At 71.9% G+C, this 17024-nt stretch carries 24 protein-coding genes; 5 read left to right on the top strand and 19 right to left on the bottom strand.

Features of this window, described 5'->3' with window-relative positions; translation table 11 throughout:
• Positions 1 to 17: 17 nt before the first annotated feature.
• Entirely contained in the window at positions 18 to 542 is a 525-nt protein-coding gene (locus tag ACZ63J_RS21780) for a GNAT family N-acetyltransferase (RefSeq protein WP_465439586.1), read from the top strand.
• Here ACZ63J_RS21780 and ACZ63J_RS21775 read toward each other — a convergent pair.
• Positions 507 to 1529, bottom strand: coding sequence for a glycoside hydrolase family 76 protein (locus tag ACZ63J_RS21775; RefSeq protein WP_465439584.1), 1023 nt, complete (start codon positions 1527 to 1529; stop codon positions 507 to 509). The two genes, ACZ63J_RS21780 and ACZ63J_RS21775, sit on opposite strands and share 36 nt — an antisense overlap.
• A 51-nt stretch (positions 1530 to 1580) precedes the next feature.
• Between ACZ63J_RS21775 and ACZ63J_RS21770 the strand changes: the two genes are divergently transcribed.
• Positions 1581 to 3716: a molybdopterin-dependent oxidoreductase gene (locus tag ACZ63J_RS21770; RefSeq protein WP_465439582.1), complete on the top strand. Its 2136-nt coding sequence runs from the start codon at positions 1581 to 1583 to the stop codon at positions 3714 to 3716.
• On the opposite strand, the gene ACZ63J_RS21765 is transcribed toward ACZ63J_RS21770, so the two are convergent.
• The 12 genes from ACZ63J_RS21765 to ACZ63J_RS21710 form a co-directional block, all read right to left on the bottom strand.
• Positions 3717 to 4373 (bottom strand): TrmH family RNA methyltransferase, encoded by a 657-nt coding sequence (locus ACZ63J_RS21765; protein WP_465406534.1) that lies wholly within the window; start codon positions 4371 to 4373, stop codon positions 3717 to 3719.
• A 34-nt stretch (positions 4374 to 4407) separates the two neighbouring features.
• The gene (locus tag ACZ63J_RS21760; protein WP_465406536.1) at positions 4408 to 4761 is read right to left on the bottom strand and encodes a VOC family protein; all 354 of its coding nucleotides are present in this window, start codon (positions 4759 to 4761) and stop codon (positions 4408 to 4410) included.
• Between the two features lie 14 nt (positions 4762 to 4775).
• Positions 4776 to 5168 (bottom strand): DUF2784 domain-containing protein, encoded by a 393-nt coding sequence (locus tag ACZ63J_RS21755; RefSeq protein ID WP_465406537.1) that lies wholly within the window; start codon positions 5166 to 5168, stop codon positions 4776 to 4778.
• A gap of 292 nt (positions 5169 to 5460) precedes the next feature.
• A complete protein-coding gene (gene amaP / locus ACZ63J_RS21750) occupies positions 5461 to 6018 on the bottom strand; it encodes an alkaline shock response membrane anchor protein AmaP (RefSeq protein WP_465406539.1) in 558 nt (185 codons plus the stop codon).
• Positions 6015 to 6515, bottom strand: coding sequence for a DUF6286 domain-containing protein (locus ACZ63J_RS21745; protein ID WP_465406540.1), 501 nt, complete (start codon positions 6513 to 6515; stop codon positions 6015 to 6017). Before ACZ63J_RS21745 ends, amaP begins: the two co-directional genes overlap by 4 nt.
• Before the next feature lie 17 nt (positions 6516 to 6532).
• Positions 6533 to 6832, bottom strand: a complete 300-nt coding sequence (locus ACZ63J_RS21740; protein WP_465333551.1) for an Asp23/Gls24 family envelope stress response protein — start codon at positions 6830 to 6832, stop codon at positions 6533 to 6535.
• A gap of 3 nt (positions 6833 to 6835) precedes the next feature.
• On the bottom strand, positions 6836 to 7018 hold the full coding sequence (locus ACZ63J_RS21735; protein WP_465333550.1) for a hypothetical protein: 183 nt from the start codon (positions 7016 to 7018) through the stop codon (positions 6836 to 6838).
• Positions 7019 to 7020: 2 nt separating this feature from the next.
• Positions 7021 to 7464 carry an Asp23/Gls24 family envelope stress response protein gene (locus ACZ63J_RS21730; protein WP_465406542.1) on the bottom strand — a complete coding sequence of 148 codons (444 nt, stop codon included), beginning with the start codon at positions 7462 to 7464 and terminating at the stop codon, positions 7021 to 7023.
• Positions 7465 to 7573: 109 nt separating this feature from the next.
• Positions 7574 to 7870, bottom strand: coding sequence for a hypothetical protein (locus ACZ63J_RS21725; RefSeq protein WP_465306920.1), 297 nt, complete (start codon positions 7868 to 7870; stop codon positions 7574 to 7576).
• The gene (locus ACZ63J_RS21720; RefSeq protein WP_465306918.1) at positions 7867 to 8229 is read right to left on the bottom strand and encodes an Asp23/Gls24 family envelope stress response protein; all 363 of its coding nucleotides are present in this window, start codon (positions 8227 to 8229) and stop codon (positions 7867 to 7869) included. Before ACZ63J_RS21720 ends, ACZ63J_RS21725 begins: the two co-directional genes overlap by 4 nt.
• Positions 8226 to 8792: an Asp23/Gls24 family envelope stress response protein gene (locus tag ACZ63J_RS21715; RefSeq protein ID WP_465406544.1), complete on the bottom strand. Its 567-nt coding sequence runs from the start codon at positions 8790 to 8792 to the stop codon at positions 8226 to 8228. Before ACZ63J_RS21715 ends, ACZ63J_RS21720 begins: the two co-directional genes overlap by 4 nt.
• Positions 8783 to 9337, bottom strand: a complete 555-nt coding sequence (locus ACZ63J_RS21710) for an RNA polymerase sigma factor (RefSeq protein ID WP_465306914.1) — start codon at positions 9335 to 9337, stop codon at positions 8783 to 8785. The genes ACZ63J_RS21715 and ACZ63J_RS21710 overlap by 10 nt, the downstream gene beginning before the upstream one ends.
• A gap of 160 nt (positions 9338 to 9497) precedes the next feature.
• Between ACZ63J_RS21710 and ACZ63J_RS21705 the strand changes: the two genes are divergently transcribed.
• A complete protein-coding gene (locus tag ACZ63J_RS21705) occupies positions 9498 to 9683 on the top strand; it encodes a CsbD family protein (RefSeq protein ID WP_465306912.1) in 186 nt (61 codons plus the stop codon).
• Positions 9684 to 9725: 42 nt separating this feature from the next.
• Here ACZ63J_RS21705 and pyrE read toward each other — a convergent pair whose 3' ends face one another.
• The 4 genes from pyrE to ACZ63J_RS21685 all read right to left on the bottom strand — a co-directional run bounded on the left by pyrE (position 9726) and on the right by ACZ63J_RS21685 (position 14332).
• Complete coding sequence (gene pyrE / locus ACZ63J_RS21700; RefSeq protein WP_465306910.1) at positions 9726 to 10289, bottom strand: orotate phosphoribosyltransferase; 564 nt, start codon at positions 10287 to 10289, stop codon at positions 9726 to 9728.
• 27 nt (positions 10290 to 10316) lie between these two features.
• On the bottom strand, positions 10317 to 12764 hold the full coding sequence (locus tag ACZ63J_RS21695; RefSeq protein ID WP_465406610.1) for an ABC transporter permease: 2448 nt from the start codon (positions 12762 to 12764) through the stop codon (positions 10317 to 10319).
• Positions 12764 to 13498, bottom strand: coding sequence for an ABC transporter ATP-binding protein (locus ACZ63J_RS21690; protein ID WP_465306908.1), 735 nt, complete (start codon positions 13496 to 13498; stop codon positions 12764 to 12766). The genes ACZ63J_RS21695 and ACZ63J_RS21690 overlap by 1 nt, the downstream gene beginning before the upstream one ends.
• 75 nt (positions 13499 to 13573) lie before the next feature.
• Complete coding sequence (locus tag ACZ63J_RS21685; protein ID WP_465333542.1) at positions 13574 to 14332, bottom strand: SDR family NAD(P)-dependent oxidoreductase; 759 nt, start codon at positions 14330 to 14332, stop codon at positions 13574 to 13576.
• A gap of 71 nt (positions 14333 to 14403) precedes the next feature.
• Between ACZ63J_RS21685 and ACZ63J_RS21680 the strand changes: the two genes are divergently transcribed.
• Positions 14404 to 14991: a hypothetical protein gene (locus ACZ63J_RS21680; protein WP_465406546.1), complete on the top strand. Its 588-nt coding sequence runs from the start codon at positions 14404 to 14406 to the stop codon at positions 14989 to 14991.
• Here the strand turns inward: ACZ63J_RS21680 and ACZ63J_RS21675 are convergent.
• Together ACZ63J_RS21675 and ACZ63J_RS21670 are read right to left on the bottom strand one after the other, a co-directional pair.
• Positions 14988 to 15749, bottom strand: coding sequence for a hypothetical protein (locus tag ACZ63J_RS21675; RefSeq protein WP_465306902.1), 762 nt, complete (start codon positions 15747 to 15749; stop codon positions 14988 to 14990). The two genes, ACZ63J_RS21680 and ACZ63J_RS21675, sit on opposite strands and share 4 nt — an antisense overlap.
• 101 nt (positions 15750 to 15850) lie before the next feature.
• The gene (locus ACZ63J_RS21670) at positions 15851 to 16285 is read right to left on the bottom strand and encodes a MarR family winged helix-turn-helix transcriptional regulator (protein ID WP_465333539.1); all 435 of its coding nucleotides are present in this window, start codon (positions 16283 to 16285) and stop codon (positions 15851 to 15853) included.
• A 57-nt stretch (positions 16286 to 16342) separates the two neighbouring features.
• Here ACZ63J_RS21670 and ACZ63J_RS21665 point away from each other — a divergent pair, with 57 nt between their 5' ends.
• Positions 16343 to 17023, top strand: coding sequence for an SDR family oxidoreductase (locus ACZ63J_RS21665; protein WP_465406548.1), 681 nt, complete (start codon positions 16343 to 16345; stop codon positions 17021 to 17023).
• Position 17024: the final 1 nt, after the last annotated feature.

The raw sequence follows: 17024 nt of genomic DNA, 5'->3' as shown, positions 1-17024 counted from the left end.
GCGGCAGGATGGGTGCGGTGATCCGACTCGCGCACACCGCCCAGCTGCCGCCCGCCGAGCTCGGCGCGGTTCGCGACCTGCTCGAAGGCGCCTACCGGGACTTCGACCTCCCGGGCTGGGAAAACACGCTCGGCGGAATGCACGCGCTGGCGTTCTCCGGCGCCGAGCTGGTCGGCCACGCGTCCCTGGTGCAACGCCGCCTGATGCATGACGGCCGCATCCTGAACACGGGCTACGTCGAGGGCGTCGCGGTCCACCCCGCCCACCGGCGGCGGGGGATCGCGAGTGAGCTGATGGTTGTGATGGAGCAGCTGCTGCCGGGGTACGAGGTGGGAGCGTTGAGCGCGTCCTCGGCGGGGGCACCGCTGTACGCGGGCCGCGGCTGGCAGCTGTGGCGCGGGCCGACCTTCGCGTTGACGCCGAGCGGGATCCGGCGCACCGAGGAGGACGACAGCGTGTACGTGTTCCCGGGCCGGACGCCCCTCGACTTGAACCTGGACGGCGAGTTAACCGCCGACTGGCGAGCCGGCGACGTCTGGTGACAGCGTCGCCGCGGCTTCCAGGAGCATCCAGCCGCCCACCTGCACCGACATGTCTCGCTCAGGCGCGTCCGAAGGCAAGGGCAACGGCGGTGCCGGGCGGTCCCAGAAAGCGCTGAACACCAGCCCCTCCGCAGCTCCCGACCAGCACGCCTCGGCGGAGCGGAGCACCAGCGACCGCGCCACCGCCGCCTCCGGGCCGGGCAACACTCCGGCCGCCAACGCCAAGTACCGGGCCAAGATCGCCGCGAACAACCCTCCGTCTCCGCCGCTCTGGCCGCGGATCACGCCACCCGGTGCGCAGTGCTCGGCCACCGCTCGCACCGTGCGCGCCGCATTGTCCAGTTCGGACAGTTCCAGGCACGCTCCGAGGTAAACCCCTTGGCAGTACGTGTAAATGTGCTTCACCAGCTCGCCCGTGTCCGCGTGGATGCCGTCCCACACCAGGCCGGACGCGGGATCGACCAAAGTGGACGTCAGCCACGCGGTCATCTCGCGGGCGCGGGACAGGTTTCCCGATCGCGCGTGGAAGATCGCCGCCGGGCCGTTGGCCGGGGTGTTCTTGAAGTCGTCGCCTCGGCGCCACCAGATTCCGCCGCCCGCCGCCTCCGTCCAGCCGGACAGCAGCTGGGTGTCGATGGCCGCCAGGGCCGGGCCGACGTCGATTCCGAGGTGCTGGACCCGTTGCAGCGCAAGGCCGAGCCACGCGATGTCGTCGTAGTAGTCGTTGGTCCAGCGGCCGAAGTTGCGCAACCGCACGGAACGCACGAACGACCGGATCACCGCCAGGCGCGACGCAGTGGGCGAACGCAGCTGCGCGTCCACGAGGGTGTCCAGCAGGTGCGCCTGCCACCAGTAGTTCCAATGCCAGTGCACCCGCTGCCCGGCCGAAGCCGGCCAGCCGCTGCGGCCCAGCACCGTCGCCGGGAGCGCCCAGACGCGGCGCAGGTGGCGGGCGGTCACCGCGCGTTCGGCGGCCGAGACGTCCATGACGCAATCCTGCCTTGCTCACCGACATACCGCTCGGTATGTTCAGCTGTTATGACCACGGCTCACGTCACCTGCCCGCTGTGCGAAGCGACCTGCGGGCTCGAGGTGACGCTCGACGAGAACCAGCAGGTCACGCGCGTAAAGGGCGACGAGAACGACGTCTTCTCGAAGGGTTACATCTGCCCGAAGGGCGCGTCGCTCGGGGCGCTGCACCACGACCCCGATCGGCTGACCGCGCCGCTGCTTAAGCGAGACGGCGAGTTCGTTGAGGTCAGCTGGCAGGAGGCCTACGACGAGATCGACCGCCGCCTCCCGCCGATCCTCGAGGAGCACGGCCGGGACGCCGTCGCCGTGTACGCGGGCAACCCCGGTGTGCACAACATCGCGCTCACGCTCTACGGCCGGGTGCTCTACAAAGCCTTGGGCACCAAGAACTTCTACAGCGCGACGTCGGTCGACCAGATGCCGAAGCACTACTCGTCCGGCACGATGTTCGGCGACCCGCTCGCCATCCCCGTGCCCGACCTCGACCGCACGCGGCACCTGCTGATCCTCGGCGCCAACCCGCTCGTCTCGAACGGCAGCCTGATGACCGCGCCGGACGTCCGCGGCCGGCTGCGCGGGATCCGCGACCGCGGCGGCAAGATCGTCGTGGTCGACCCGCGCCGCACGCGCACCGCGCAGTTCGCCGACGAGCACCACGCCATCCGGCCCGGCACCGACGCGCTGCTGCTGTTCGCGCTGGTCAATGTCCTGTTCGCGGAAAACCGGGTACGCCCCGGCCGGCTCGAACCCCACCTCAACGGCCTCGACGACGTCCGCACGCTGGCCCGCCCGTTCACCCCCGAAGCCGTCGCGCCGCGCACCGGCATCCCCGCCGCCGAGATCCGCCGGATGGCGCTCGAACTCGCCACCGAGAACGCCGTCGTCTACGGCCGGATCGGCACCACGACCCAGCGGTTCGGCACGGTCGCGAGCTGGCTGGTCGACGTCCTCAACGTGCTCACCGGCAACCTCGACGAGCCGGGCGGCGCGATGTTCCCGCTGGCCGCGTGCCAGCCCACCGGCAACCGGCGCCCGTTCGCCGTCGGCCGCTGGCACAGCCGCGTGCGCGGGTACCCCGAGGTGGTCGGCGAGCTGCCGGTCGCGACGCTCGCCGACGAGATCGAAACCCCGGGCGAGGGCCAGGTCCGCGCGCTGGTCACCGTCAGCGGCAACCCGTGCCTGAGCACGCCGAACGCCGGGCGCCTGAGCGAAGCGCTGAAGAAGCTCGACTTCATGATCTCCGTCGACGTCTACCTGAACGAGACGTCACGCCAGGCGGACGTCATCCTGCCCGGGCCGTCGCCGCTCGAACGGCCGCACTTCGACCTGGCCTTCTACCAGCTCTCGGTGCGCAACGTCGCCAACTGGACCCCGCCGACGCTGCCGTCGAAGCTGCCGCAGGAGTGGGAGACGATGCTGCGGCTCACCGGCATCGTCACCGGTCAGGGCCCCGAAGCGGACGTCGAGGCGCTCGACGGCTTCGTCGCCGCGGACGTCGCGCGCCGCGCCAAGCTCGAGGTCACCCACGACCGGACGGGCCCGGCGCGGCTGGTCGACCTGATGCTGCGTGCCGGGCCCTACGACGTCACGCTGGCCGACCTCGAAGCCGCGCCGCACGGGATGGACTTCGGGCCGCTGAAGCCGCGGATCCCGGAGGTGCTGTGCACGGCGTCCGGGCGGATCGAGCTGGCGCCGGAGACGATCGTCGCGGACGTCCCGAGGCTGCGCGCCGAGCTCGCCAAGCCCGAAGAAGACGGTCTTGTGCTGATCGGGCGACGGCACCTGAGCTCGAACAACTCCTGGATGCACAACCTGAAACCGCTGGTCCGCGGCGGCAACCGGTGCACGGTGCAGGTGCACCCGGCCGACGCGACGCGGCTGGGCCTCACCGACGGCGCGCTCGCGTCGGTGACTTCCCGCGCCGGCAAGCTGGAGGTGCCGGTGGAGGTGACCGACGAGGTCCGCGAAGGCGTGGTCAGCATCCCGCACGGCTGGGGTCACGACGTCGACGGCTCGCGCACCCGGGTGGCGCGCGCGAACCCCGGCGTCAACTCGAACCTGGTCGCCGACGAGACGCTGCTGGACCTGCCGTCCGGGACGTCGGTGCTGAACGGCATCCCGGTCGAGGTCGCGCCGGCGTAGTCACCAGGCGGTGGTCAGGTCGGCGTGCTGCCGGACCCAGGCGTGCATGACGATCCCGGCGGCGACCCCGGCGTTGATCGAGCGGGTGGTGCCGAACTGGGCGATCGACACCACGAGGGACGCCGCTTCCTGCGCGCCCGCCGACAGCCCTGGGCCCTCCTGACCGAACAGCAGGACGCACTCGCGCGGGATTTCGGCCGTCTCGACCGGCTGCGAACCGGGCGTGTTGTCGACCGCGACGAGCGCGAGGCTGTTTTCCGCGGCGAAGGCGAGCAGCCCGTCGACGTCTTCGTGGTGGCGGAGGTGCTGGTAGCGGTCGGTCACCATGGCGCCGCGCCGGTTCCAGCGGCGGCGGCCGACGATGTGCACCTCGGCCGCGGCGAACGCGTTGGCCGTGCGGACCACCGTGCCGATGTTGTGGTCGTGCTGGAAGTTCTCGATGGCGACGTGGAACGGGTGCCGCCGGCTGTCCACATCGGACACTATTGCTTCACGCCGCCAGTAGCGGTAGGCGTCGACGACATTGCGGCGGTCGCCGTCCCGCAGCAGGTCCGGGTCGTACCGCTCGTCGGACGGCCACTCACCCGGCCACGGACCGACGCCGACCTCTTCGCGGCTCACCCACTCGGTGGGTCCGACGTCGTGCGATGCGCTCACAGCGTCGATTGTCGCCCCACCCGCGGCCGCGGCTCTAGGCGGACTGCCAAAGCTCGATGCGGTTGCCCTCGGGATCGGTGACCCAGCCGAACCGGCCGACCCCGGCCATGTCCTGCGTCTCCTCGGCGACGTCGGCGCCCTGGGCGCGGAGCTGGGCGAGCATCGCGTCGAGGTCGCGGACCCGGAAGTTCAGCATGGTCTGCTGGGTGGGCGAGCCGAAGTAGTCGGTGCCGTCCTCGAACGGCGCGAAGACCGTCGGGCCCGCCGCCTGCTGCCACAGGCCGTGTTCGTCGGCGTCGAGGCCGAGGCAGTCGCGGTACCAGGCGCCCAGGGCCGCCGGGTCCGCGGCGCGGAGGAAGTAACCACCGATGCCGAGCACACGTTCCATGCGCTGATAGTGCCTCAGCCGAGGTGGACCGCGCGGGGCTGGGTGTCTTCGGGGTGGTGGCGGTGGCGCCAGCGCTGGTAGACGCCGACGTAGGAGTAGGCGACCACGGCGATCGCGATGATGCCGATCGCCGGCAGCCACGACCGGGGGAAGACCGTGTCGTACAGGTAGTACGCGTTGAAGCCGCCGGGCAGGTCACCGAGGCCCTGCTGGTGGCGGAAGAAGTTCTCCAGCGCGGTGAACGGGCACGGCACCGGGGTGACGTTGACGAGGATGCCCCAGGCCGCCGCGAATATGTGGACGAAGATCAGCTTCGGCCAGCGCCAGGCGATGAACCCGCCGAACCCGATGAGCAGCAGGGCGAGCATGTGCACCGCGACGGTCACTTCGGCCAGGAACTTCGCCACCACACGCCCCCTTCACCGAACCCCCTACCAGCGACTTTACTCCGCTGATCGAGATCGGCCGCCCTCCAGGATGCCCAGAGCTGTGATGTTCAACCCACCGGAGCAACTTCTTCACCTGGGCGGTGACGGAGGCGTTACGCCCGGTGGAAATTCCGGCGGCCGCTTGGCGGGATAGGTGGTCGGTTCCTCGTGTGGGTACTGGTCGGGCGCGCCGTCCGGTTTCTTCCGGTTCGGATCGGACGGCCGCGGCGGCTCACGGGGCTCTTCCATACCGGGCGACGCTACGCCCGGCTCACCGCGCCCGGACCCCGGATTTCGCCGTCAGCCGAATTTCCAGCCGGACCGGGAGCTCGTCGACCTCCAGGGCCTGCTTGAGCCGAGGAACGGCGTGCTCGGCGATCCGCTCCCGGACGGCGGTGGCGCCGGCGTCGCGGTCCGTGGTGACGACGAGCAGCAGCTCAGGCGCGTCCCGCGTCCCCGACAGCCAGGCCGACGCGGACCGGACGCCTTCGTAGGTCTCGACGTCCTCGGCCAGGGGCGCGGCCGCGGTGGCGGAGTCGAGCACGGTGTCCCCTGCGGTGTCCTCGGACCGCCAGGCGACGGACTTCGGCCGCCTGAACGCCTGCGCGGCCAGCCACCGCAGGCACAACAGCCCGAGGACGACCGCGACGGCGATCGCCACCCAGAACACCCAGGTCGGCGGGGGTGCGTTGCCGGGCACAAGGGGTGCGGCCGGGTCGAGGACGTGGAGACGACCGAAGTGGGTCGCGAGCGCGAACCCGCCCGCAGCGAGGAGAAGCAGGCCGATCAGCGCGAGGAGAGTCCGGTTGAGAGCGGCGGGCCGGTTCATCGTGTTCCCCTCACTCGGACTCGCACCTTCGGCGGCCGGGCCAGCCCGACGTCGTCCAGCCTCTGCCGCACCGCGGCGTCGACCGCTTCCGCCAGGCCGTCCCGGTTCGTCCGGTTGGTCTTCACCCGCACCTTCACCTTCCGCCGTCCCAGCTTCAGCGCGGCCGACGAGACGCCGTCGACCCCGGCCGCCGTGGCTCGCAACGACGTGCGCAGGCCGTGGCGTGAAGTCCCCGTGGCGAATCCCGGCGCCGCAACCAGCGGCACGACCAACGGCCGTCCGCGGAGCACGGCCGCCGCCAGCAGCACGAATCCCGCCAGAACCGCTGCCCCGCCCCCGACGAGCACGGGCAGTTCGTTCCAGGAGGTCTCGTGCACGCGGGCGGCGACCGCGTCGTAGGACACCAGCGGCCGCTCGCCGAGCAGGCGCTGGACCAGCGCCGTCACGACGAGCGCGCACACCGCGAGCAGGACCAGCGCCGTCAGAACCGCGGGCACGCTCCGCCTGGGCCGCCTCACTGGACCCTCCGACGGGGCTGCTCCGGCCGCGCGAGCGCGACCGTGATGTCCACCCGGCTCGTGGTGAGCCCGGTCAGTTCCGTCGTGCGGCCGAGCAGGTGCGCCCGGACCTTCTCGACGGTCGCCGTGATCGGGGCCGGGTAGGCGAGCGGGAGCCGGACGTCCACTGTGGCCGATGAACCGTCCACTGTGGCCTCGGCGGTGACGTCCCCCGCGACGCCGTCCACCTCGCGGGCGGCGCGCGCGGCGATCCGCCGCACCGCCCGCGGGTCCACAGTGGTCACTCCGCGTTCCACGCGTCACCTCCGATCGCGCGCGGCGCCGACGAGCGCCGAGAGGTCGAGCTTGCCGTCGAGCCAGCGGCCGGCCAGCAGGCCGAGCCCGCCGAGCACCAGCACCGCGATGAACGCGCCGAACCCGCCGAACCCGGCGGCGAAACCCAGCGCCAGCCCGTAAAGCAGGCCGAGCAGCGTCGCGTTCATCGTCACTGCACCCGGTCGCTGGTGGCGGACTCGTCATCGTCACCGGGGATGTGGACGTCGTTGACGTTGATGTTCACCTCGACGACCTCCAGCCCGGTCATCTGCTCGATCGCGGTGATCACGTTGCGGCGCACGGCCCGCGCGAGGTCCGCGATGGCCACGCCGTACTCGACGAGGATCTGCAGGTCGACGGCGGCCTGCTTCTCCCCGACCTCGACGGACACGCCCTGGCCGGCACTGGCGGACGCACCCGGGATGCGGTCGCGGATGGCGCTCAGCGCCCGAGCCGCGCCACCACCGAGGGCGTGGACACCGGCAACCTCACGCGCGGCGAGCCCGGCGATCTTCTGGACCACGGTGTCGGCGATGGTCGTGGTGCCCTGCGTGCTGACGAGAGCCGTCTCGGCCTTGGTGGCCACGGTGTTCTTCTCGGCGGTCGCGGTCATGGGGTCCTCCCGGATGTCCTGTCCCTCAAGGCTTTCTGCCTCGTGTGTAGGTAAGACCCAGCGGGAGGGAGATCGTCACTCGCTCGATCGTGTGACGTGGCTCTCGACCTCAGACGAAGGCGGCGCCGTCGATGTCCGTGACGACCAACCGCAGCTTGGCCTGCGACCACTCCGTCCCCGCCAGCACCGGCCGCACGAGCTCCGCGGCCAGGTCCAGCAACGGCGGGATCGGCAGCCGGGTCGCGATCAGGCGGATCTGCACCAGCTCCGGCGTCAGGTCGACCGCCATCCCTTCCCAGTCCACCGGCAGCCACGTCGTCTCGGGGGACACCGGGGTCGCCGGCCGCAGGCCGTCCACTCCCGACAGTGCGCCGACGATCTTCTCGACGGCTTCGCGCGCGGTCACCGGGGCGCCGGCTCGATGTCCATGATGGACACCGAGACCTCGTCGACGGCCAGCCCGGTCTGCTCGGCCACGTACCGGCCGACCGCGCGCTGGACCGCGCGGCCCACCGCCCCGGCCTGGTCGGCGGACGCCGTCACCAGGTCGATCTGCACGCTCACCCGGCCGTCGGCCGTGCGGACGCGGATGCCGTCCGCCGGGGCCGGGTCGAGGCCCTTCCAGCGCTGGCGGGCCGCCCGCGTCCACGCCGTCACCAGGCCGCGCAGGCCCGGCTCGAGCCGCACCACGCCCGGCGTGGTGATCGCCGCCCTCGCCGCCACGCTGGCGATCACCGGATCGGCGATGACGTACTCCACGCTCATTCCCCTGGCTCCCCATGAACTTCATAAACGTCGTCGACCAGCAGGTCGAGCTTCGCCAGCGTCAGGCCCACCCGGGCCGCGGCCGCCGCGGTCACCCGCTCCCGCACCTTCGCCAACGCTTCACCGCCGGTAGCGTTCCGCAAACTCACCGCGAGGGTGAGGTCGACTTCGACCACGCCGTCCTCGCCGGTGCGCACCCGGCAGCGTCGCGCGCGGACGCCGTCGACGGTGTCCGCCGCGTAGCGCAGCACCGCCGCCACCGCCTGCTCGCTGATCTCGACGAACCCGGGTTCCGGGGTCGGCAGCCGCACCATCCGGTCGCGCCGCACCTCGGCCCGCACCGCCGACATGATCCGGCCGAACAGGTCGGGCGACGGCACGTCGTCCTCGAGAGCCAGTTCCGTCGTGGCCTCGCGCAGCGCCAGCAGGCTTTCGCGCGCGGCGCGGCAGTGCGGGCAGGTCAGCTCGTGCTCGTCGGCCAGCCCGGCGCCGACCGCGTCCAGTCGCTCCCACACCTGCTCGACATCCCGTTCGCAGGGCAGCTCGTAGTCCGTCATCGCCATGGCTTCATCACCTCCGCCAGCTGGGCCCGCGCCCGCGCGATCCGGCCGCGGACCGCGGTCGTGTTCGCGCCGACGACTTCGCCGATCTCTTCGTAGGACCGGCCGTGCACTTCCCGCAGCAGCCAGCACGCCCGCTGCTCGGGCGTGAGCTCGGCCAGTGCCGCGTTCAACGCCGCGAGCTGGCCGCTCACCTGCGCGGCCCGCTCCGGCTGGAGGTCCGCCCGCGGCGATTCCGCGGTGTCCAGGTCGACGTCGGCCTGCGGCCGCCGCGCCCGGATCGTGTTGAGGCAGCGGTTCGTGGTGGCCCGGTAGAGCCAGCCGACGAAGGCCGCGTCCTCGCCGAGCTGGTCGAGCTTGCGCCAGGCGTTGAGGAACACCTCCTGCACGACGTCCTCGGCGTCGCCGCGGTGGGCGAGCATCTTCACCGCGAGCCGGAACATCGGGCCCTGGTAGCGCAGCACGAGCTGCTCGTACGCCCGGACGTCGCCGTCCCGCGCGCGGCCCACGAGGGTCGCGTCGTCGAGCGGCGTGGCGGTGGTCGTCACGGCACCTCCTCGGACAGAGGACACGGGGAGCCGGAAAACGTCACGGCTTGATTGTGGGTGACGGTGGTCACCGGGGCGAGTCCGTGACGATCACGCGCCTCGGTGGTCCTTCCGGCACGAGCGCGCCCCGCCGGGGCGCCGCCGGAGGAGGAGGTGCCCCATGTCGCTGGGCGACAAGATCAGCAACAAGGCCGAAGAGCTGGGTGGCAAGGCCAAGGAGACGGCCGGGAAGGCCACCGGCGACGAGCAGCTGCAGGCCGAGGGCCAGGCCGACCAGGCGAAGGCCGGGCTCAAGGGCGCCGTGGAGAACGTCAAGGACGCGGCGAAGGACCTGTTCAAGAAGTGAGCCGGGCGGCCCCGGGGACCGCGTGGTCCCCGGGGTCCGGCGTCAGTCCAGGCCGAGGTCGTCCTTGCCGAGGACGTACCGGTACTCGAGGCCTTCCTTCTCGATGGCCTCCCGCGCCCCGGTGTCGCGGTCGACGACCGTGACCACGCCGATCACGTTCGCGCCGGCTTCACGCAGGGCCGCGACGGCGTCGAGCACACTGCCGCCGGTCGTGGAGGTGTCCTCCACCGCCAGCACGCGCTGCCCGCGGACCTCCATGCCCTCGATGCGGCGCTGCATGCCGTGTTCCTTGACGGACTTCCGGACCACGAACGCGTCGAGCACCACCCCGTCGGTGGCCGCCGAGTGCAGCATCGCCAGCGCCACCGGGTCGGCGCCGAGCGTCAGGCCGCCGGCCGCCACGTAGTCCCAGTCCGCCGTGAGCTGGCGCAGGAGCTTGCCGATCAGCGGCGCGGCCGCGTGGTGCAGCGTCGCCCGCCGGAGGTCGATGTAGTAGTCGGCTTCCTTGCCGGACGCCAGGGTCACTTTTCCGTGCACCACGGAAAGATCGGTGACCAGCCTGGCCAGTTCGAGTTTCGCCGCTTGATCCAACCCGGGGTTCGCCACGGCCGAGAGTCTTACACACGGCCGTCGTCACTCCCCGATGGATGTGGCGTCGACCGCACGCCCGCGCGTCGCCGCCCAGGCCGGGACCAGGATCGCCACCAGCGAGAGGGTCACGGCGAGCGCGAGCACCACCAGGTAGACGGCCAGTGGCCCGGACGGCAGCACCGTGCCGGTCACGACCAGGCAGAACGGCACGATCGCGCCGGCCGCCGTCGCCGTGCCGAGCAGGACCGCGATGGTCGCGATCAGCCCGCCTTCGACCCCGGCCATCCGCAGCACCTGGCCGCGGGTGAACCCGCTCAGCCGCTGCAGGCCGAACTCACGGCGTCGCTTGCCGGTGGCCATCACGAGCGTGTTCACCACCGAAATCACCGTGTACGCGATGATCATCCCGACGAGCAGGTAGTTGACCCAGGCGCCGATCTCGTTGCCCTTGGCGTGCGCCGCGATGAGGTCGTCGCGGTCGCCGACCTGCACCGGCAACCCCGCTGTCGCCTCGCGAAGGTGCGAAGTCAGCGTCGCCGTGTCGACGCCGGGAGCGGCGCTGACCAGCAGCTGCGGCGCGAGGCCGGTTGTCGTGTGCGGGGCCAGCAGCGACGCGGGCAGCACGAGCCGTTCGAACCCGGGCCGCTGGCTCACGACGGCGGACACCCGCACGTCCACCGGCGCGCCGTCGCCGAGCCGCAGCGACAGGGTGTCGCCGACCTGACGGCCGAGCGTGGTCGGCACCTCGACGGCGGTCCCGGTCAGCTCGCTGACGCCGAGCGCGGGCCAGCCGTCCTGGTCGTTGTTCGAGTCGTACGGCTTTTCGACGAACACCGTGCTCGTGACGTACTCCGAAGCGCCCGCGACCCCCGGCGCCGAGCGCACGCGCCCCAGCACCGACGGGTCGAGCCCGCCCGGGCCGGCCACCACGGCGTCCGCGCGCAGGTCCGCGGTGTACGCCTCGTTCGAGACGGCTTCCTGCGTGGTCTGCAGGTAGATGTTGGCGGTCGCGATGCCGACCGCGAGCATGATCGGGGTGACCGCGCCGGCCGTCCGGACCGCGCCGACGCGCGTGTTGAGCAGCGCGACCCGGCCCGTGACACCGCTGAAGGCCTGGACCGGCCAGCGCAGCAGCATCGCCATCACCTTCGTGACGCCGGGGCTGATCGCCGCGAGGCCGAACGCCCACAGCATCACCGCCGGGCCGGCCGTGCTGGCCGCGACCGGGCCGGTCATCACGGCGACCGTGACGATGGCCAGCGCCGTCCCGCCGGCGAAGCACAGGACCGCGGTGACCAGCCGGATCGGCGTCAGCCAGCGCCGCTCGACGGCGGCTTCGGCGAGCGCCTCGGTCGGGCGGACCTTCGAGGCACGGCGGCCGGCGACGAAGGCCGCGGCCACGGTGGCCAGCAGCGACGCGCCCGCGGCCACCGTCGCCGGCAGCCAGCCCTGCTCGTACCGCAGCACTTCGGGGACCACGTGGTTGGCCGCGAGCTGGTCGAACAGCCAGTTGCCCAGCACCGGACCGAGCACCACCGCGGCCGCGACCGCCAGCAGCCCGACCACCAGCGCCTCGCCGAGCACCATCCGCCGCAGCTGACGCGGGGTCGTGCCGATCGCCCGCAGCAGCGCGAGCTCACGCTGACGCTGCTGGGTCGACAGCGAGAGCGTGCCCGCGACGACAAAAACCATCACCATCGCCGACAGCCCACCGGAGACGGCGGCCAGGACGATCAGGTTTTCGCCGCTCTGGTTCACCTCGGGGAACTCCAGGACCCCGCGGTCGGCGCCGGTCGTCACGACCCCGGCGTCGCCGACGACCGACGTCACCGCGGCGACGTCACCGCCGAAGACGCCGATGGTGTCGAAGGTTCCCGGGTGTCCCGAAAGCTTTTCAGCGTCCGAAGGCGCGAAGAACAGCGCCGAGTCCCGCATGGCCTGCGGCGCTTCCGCGATTCCCGAGACGCGGTACTGGCCGACCACACCGTGCGCCGCGACCGGCAGCGTGCCCCCGACGGCGATCCCGAGCCCGGCGTCGACGACGACTTCGCCCGGCTTCGGCGGTTCGCCCTTCAGCGTGTACGGCGTGAGCACGGCGGAGTCCCACGCGTGCCCGAGCGCACTCGCCGTGCCGATCTGCGCCGGAAAACTGATCTCCCCGACGACGTTCGTGACGCCCGGGACCGCGCGCAGGCGGTCGGCCAGCGCCGCGTCGACCCGGACGCGCTCGGGCAGGGTCGCGTTCTTGACCTTGTGCTTGTCCTCGGGGTCGAGGGTCGCCGGGTCGTCCTCCGGCAGCGCCAGCGTCTGCTGCCCGCCGACGACGATCGGCGCCGCGGCCAGCCGCTGCACCGGCGTCTCGGACCGGATGCCCGTCTCCATCAGGCCACCGCACGCCGAGACGATCAGCGCGCCGAAGAACACGGCGACGAACGTCGCCAGGAACCCGCCCTTGCGCAGGCGCAGGGTCCGCATCGCGAGGGAGAACATCACGCCGCCACCCGGCCCCAGGCGCCGAGGTGGGTCATCCGCTCGGCGACGGCTTCCGCGGTCGGCCGGGCGAGGCGGCCGGCGATCCGGCCGTCGGCGAGGAACACGACCTCGTCGGCGTAGGACGCGGCGACCGGGTCGTGCGTCACCATGATCACCGTCTGGCCCGACGACCGGACGGAGTCGCGCAGCAGGCCGAGCACGTCAGCGGCGGTGCGGGTGTCGAGCGCGCCGGTCGGTTCGTCGGCGAAGAGCACGGCCGGGTCGGTGACCAGCGCCCGCGCGATCGCGACGCGCTGCGCCTGGCCGCCGGAGAGCTGCCCGGGCAGGTGCTTGCGGCGGCCGTCGAGCCCGACGTGGGTGAGGATCCGCGCCACGAGCCGCTTGTCCGGGCGCTTCCCGGCCAGCTGCAGCGGCAGCACGACGTTCTGCTCGACCGTCAACGCCGGGAGCAGGTTGAACGCCTGGAAGACGAAGCCGACGCGGTCGCGCCGCAGCTTCGTCAGGTAGGTCTCGCTCTTGCCGTCGAGGTCCTGGCCGTCGAGCACGACCCGGCCCGCCGTCGGCCGGTCGAGGCCGGCCGCGCAGTGGAGGAAGGTGCTCTTGCCCGAGCCGGACGGGCCCATCACCGCGGTGAACCCGCCGCGCGGGAACGAGATCGAGACCCCGTCCAGCGCGACCACGCCGTTGTACTCCTTGCGCACGGCCTCGAGCCGAACCGCCTCATTCGTCATGCGTAAGACGCTAGGGAGACAGCCCTTCGATGACCCTGGTGCGCACGCGCGTCTTCGGGGTAGGGACAGCCCTACTCAGGTCCGGCCGCGGCCGCCGCTGATCCGGCGCAGCACCGCGCGGGGCAGCAGGCCACCGATCGCGACGACGGCCTTGTACTGCAGGCTCGGCACCGAGATCACCTTGCCGCGGCGCAGGTCCGCGAGCGCTTCGCCGACCACCTGTTCGACACCCAGCCAGGCGATTTTCGGGCCGGGCTTGCCGATGCCCGCGCGCTCGTGGAACTCGGTCGCGGTGAAACCCGGGCACAGCGCCATCATCCGGACACCCTTCGGCAGCGACGCGGCGATGCCTTCGGTGAACGACGTGACCCAGTTCTTGCTGGCCGTGTAGGTCGAGCCGCGGCCGCTGAAGAAGCCCGCGACGCTGCTGACCTGGATGATCTCGCCGTGGCCGCGCTCGATCATGCCGGGCAATACCGCGCGGGTCAGCCGCAGCACGGCGGTGACGTTGACGTCGAGCTGGCGCTGCAGCGCGTCCGGCGGGATGGTCCAGAAGTCGCCGTTCAGCCCGAACCCGGCGTTGTTCACCAGCAGGTCGACCGGGCCGGCGGCGAGCCGCTCTTCGACGGCCGTTCGTCCGTCCACTTCGGACAGGTCGGCGGGCAGCACCTCGACGGCGACACCGTGCTTTTCCCGCAGCTCAGCGGCATACGCCTCCAGGCGCGCGGTGTCCCGGGCGACGAGCACCAGGTCGTACTTCTCGGCGGCGAGCGTGCGCGCGAACTGCGCGCCGATGCCCGCGGTGGCTCCGGTGATCACAGCGGTGGTGGTCATGTGAGTGAACGATACCCACAGGTCAGGGCCTCGGGGTGCAGCCGTTTCGGCCTCGGGTTATCGTCCCGATCATGGGTAAGCACAGCAGGCGCAAGAGCGGCTACCTGCCCATGGTCGCCGCCGGCGCGGCGCCCGTGGCCCTGCTCTTCGCGGCCCCCGCCACCGCGCTCGCCGCCCCGGCCGAGAGCACCCTGCCGATCGACTACCGCCACCAGGACGGGCGCGAGCTGCGCCTGGGCGAGCTGACCACCATCACGACCGGCGAACAGCGCCTCACCCAAGCCGGAGCGGCCGAGACCCGCCACACCGGGGTGTGGCTGCCGAACGGCGTCGACGTGCTCAGCGAAAACGCGGAGCAGGTCGACGTCACCACCGGCGGGGTGAGCGTGCACCGGTCGGCGGGCCAGGGCGTCGACCTCGGCACGCTGGGCGCCATCGGCGCGACGTCCGAGCAGCACGGCAGCTTCACCGGCGTCCTCGACGTCGAGCAGAAGCACGAGCTGGGCGGCCAGCTCGGCCCGGCATCCGGCCTGGTCAAGACGACATCAGGCTCGTTCAGCGGCGACCTCGGCGTCGACCACGTGGTCCACGTCCAGGGCGGCACGACGTCACTGCGCGGCACGCTGGCGGTCAGCGTGCTGGACCAGCGGGTGCTCTAGTCCTGCGAGGCCGGCGGCTCCGCGGGGGGTTGCTGGGCCGGGATCCCCGCGGCCGGGGTCGGCGGAGTGCTCCCGGTGGACGGGATCGGCGCGCTCGCCTGGTGGCGGCCGGCGTCGTAGTCCTCGTCGAACGGGTCGACGATGTCCGCGATCTCCCCGAGGTCGCGCAGCAGGCGCTCGAGCCGCGACGGCCCGGCGGTCGGGACGACGCTGGCGAGCACCCACTCGTTCTCCAGCCACGCCACGCCGACGTCGCCGCCGAGCTGGTCCGCGGCGTCGACGAGCTCCTGGGTGATCACGACGCGGGCGCCGTCGGCGTCGTCCGCGAAGGCGTAGCGGGAGCCGATCGGGCCGAGCATCTCGGGCATGTCGGCGCGCTGGAACGGCACGCTGGACAGCCACATCTCGATCGGGATCTTGTGCTTCTTGTTGCAGCGCACGGCGACGACGACCGCGGGGATCTGCCCCTCGGACTCGATGTCGAAGATGAACACCGGGCGGCGGCCGTCGGAGGTGAAGGTCGACCCCGCGACGACGTTGACGGCGGCGTCCGCGCCGAAGTAGCCGATCGCGCCGCCGGACCACTGCTGCGGCAGCCGTTCGTCCTCTTCGACGAACTGCCAGCCGCGCAACTGCGCCCAGCGCATTCGCTCGCGGTTGCGCGAGCCCTCCTTCGCCCGGTCGGCCGCGAGCAGCCCGAGGCCCGCCACCAGGGCGACGGCCGCGATGACGAACCAGATCCACGCCGGAATACCCACGACGGTGAGGGTATCGCCTGCTACGCCGAAGAGATGATCGCCGGTACCCGTGTCGCCGGGCCCGTTCGGACCATTTAGCCGCTGCCGGGTCGACAAATCGTCTAATCGCGCGATTCGGCCAGGGCTTCAAGACCGGCGAGGAACGTGGCGCGGCCGGCTTTTCCCAGCGGTTCGACCAGGTGGGCCCGCACGGCGGCGGCGTGCACCGGCCGAGCCCGCGCGACCTCCACGCGGCCGGCCTCGGTGATGAGCACTTCGACCCCGCCGTCGACGGCCCGCCGCGTCACCAGGCCGCGCTGCTCCATGCGGGTCAGGTGGTGCGACAACCGGCTGCGGTGCCAGCCCATGGAGTCGGCGAGCAGGTTCTGCCGCAGCCGTCCCCGCCCGTCTTCGGCGACGCGGGTGAGCACGCCGAAGTCCGGATCGGACAGTCCGGTCGCGGCGGCGACGTCTTCGACGACCCGCGCGCGCACGGTTTCGGCCGCGCGCTTCCACGCGTGCCACAACGCCTGGTCGTCCTTGCTCAGCCGTTCCACGAGCTGCACTCTACGGCGCTGTTGTCATGACAACAAACTTCGGCGTACGCTGTTGTCATGACAACAGCATTGGTGACGGGCGGCAACAAGGGCATCGGCAAGGCGATCGCGGCCGGGCTCGTCCGGCGGGGATTCACCGTCTACTTGGGAGCGCGCGACGACCGGCGCGGGAAAGCCGCGGCCGAGGAGGTCGGGGCGCGCTTCGTCCGGCTCGACGTCCTTTCCGACGAGGACGTCGAAAACGCCGTGGCGGAAATCGGTGAACTGGACGTGCTGGTGAACAACGCGGGGATCAGCGCGGGCGGCTACGGGAAGCCGTCGGAAGAGTCCGCGGAAACGCTGCGCCGGGTTTACGAGACCAACGTGTTCGCGGTCGTCCGCGTGACCAACGCGTTCCTGCCACTGCTGCGGCGCTCACCCGCGGGCCGGATCGTGAACGTGACCAGCAAACGCGGCTCCCTCGGCGAAGAAGGCGCCTGGGTGGGTCAGCCGTCCATGCCCTACTCGTCCTCGAAGACCGCGCTCAACGCGCTGACCGTCCACTACGCGCGCGAGCTCGCGGACACGAAGATCAAGGTGAACGGCGCCGCCCCCGGTCACGTCGCCACGGACTTCAACGGTTTCCGCGGCACCCGCACCCCTGACGAAGGCGCCGAAGTGGCCATCCGGCTGGCCACTGTGGACGAAAACGGGCCAACCGGCGTCGTCTGCGAAGACGAGCGCCGGTTGGCCTGGTGAA

The organism is Amycolatopsis sp. NPDC104863 (assembly GCF_055582965.1).
The sequence above is the reverse complement of the archived record's forward strand: the minus strand, read 5'-3'. Positions and strand labels throughout refer to the sequence as shown.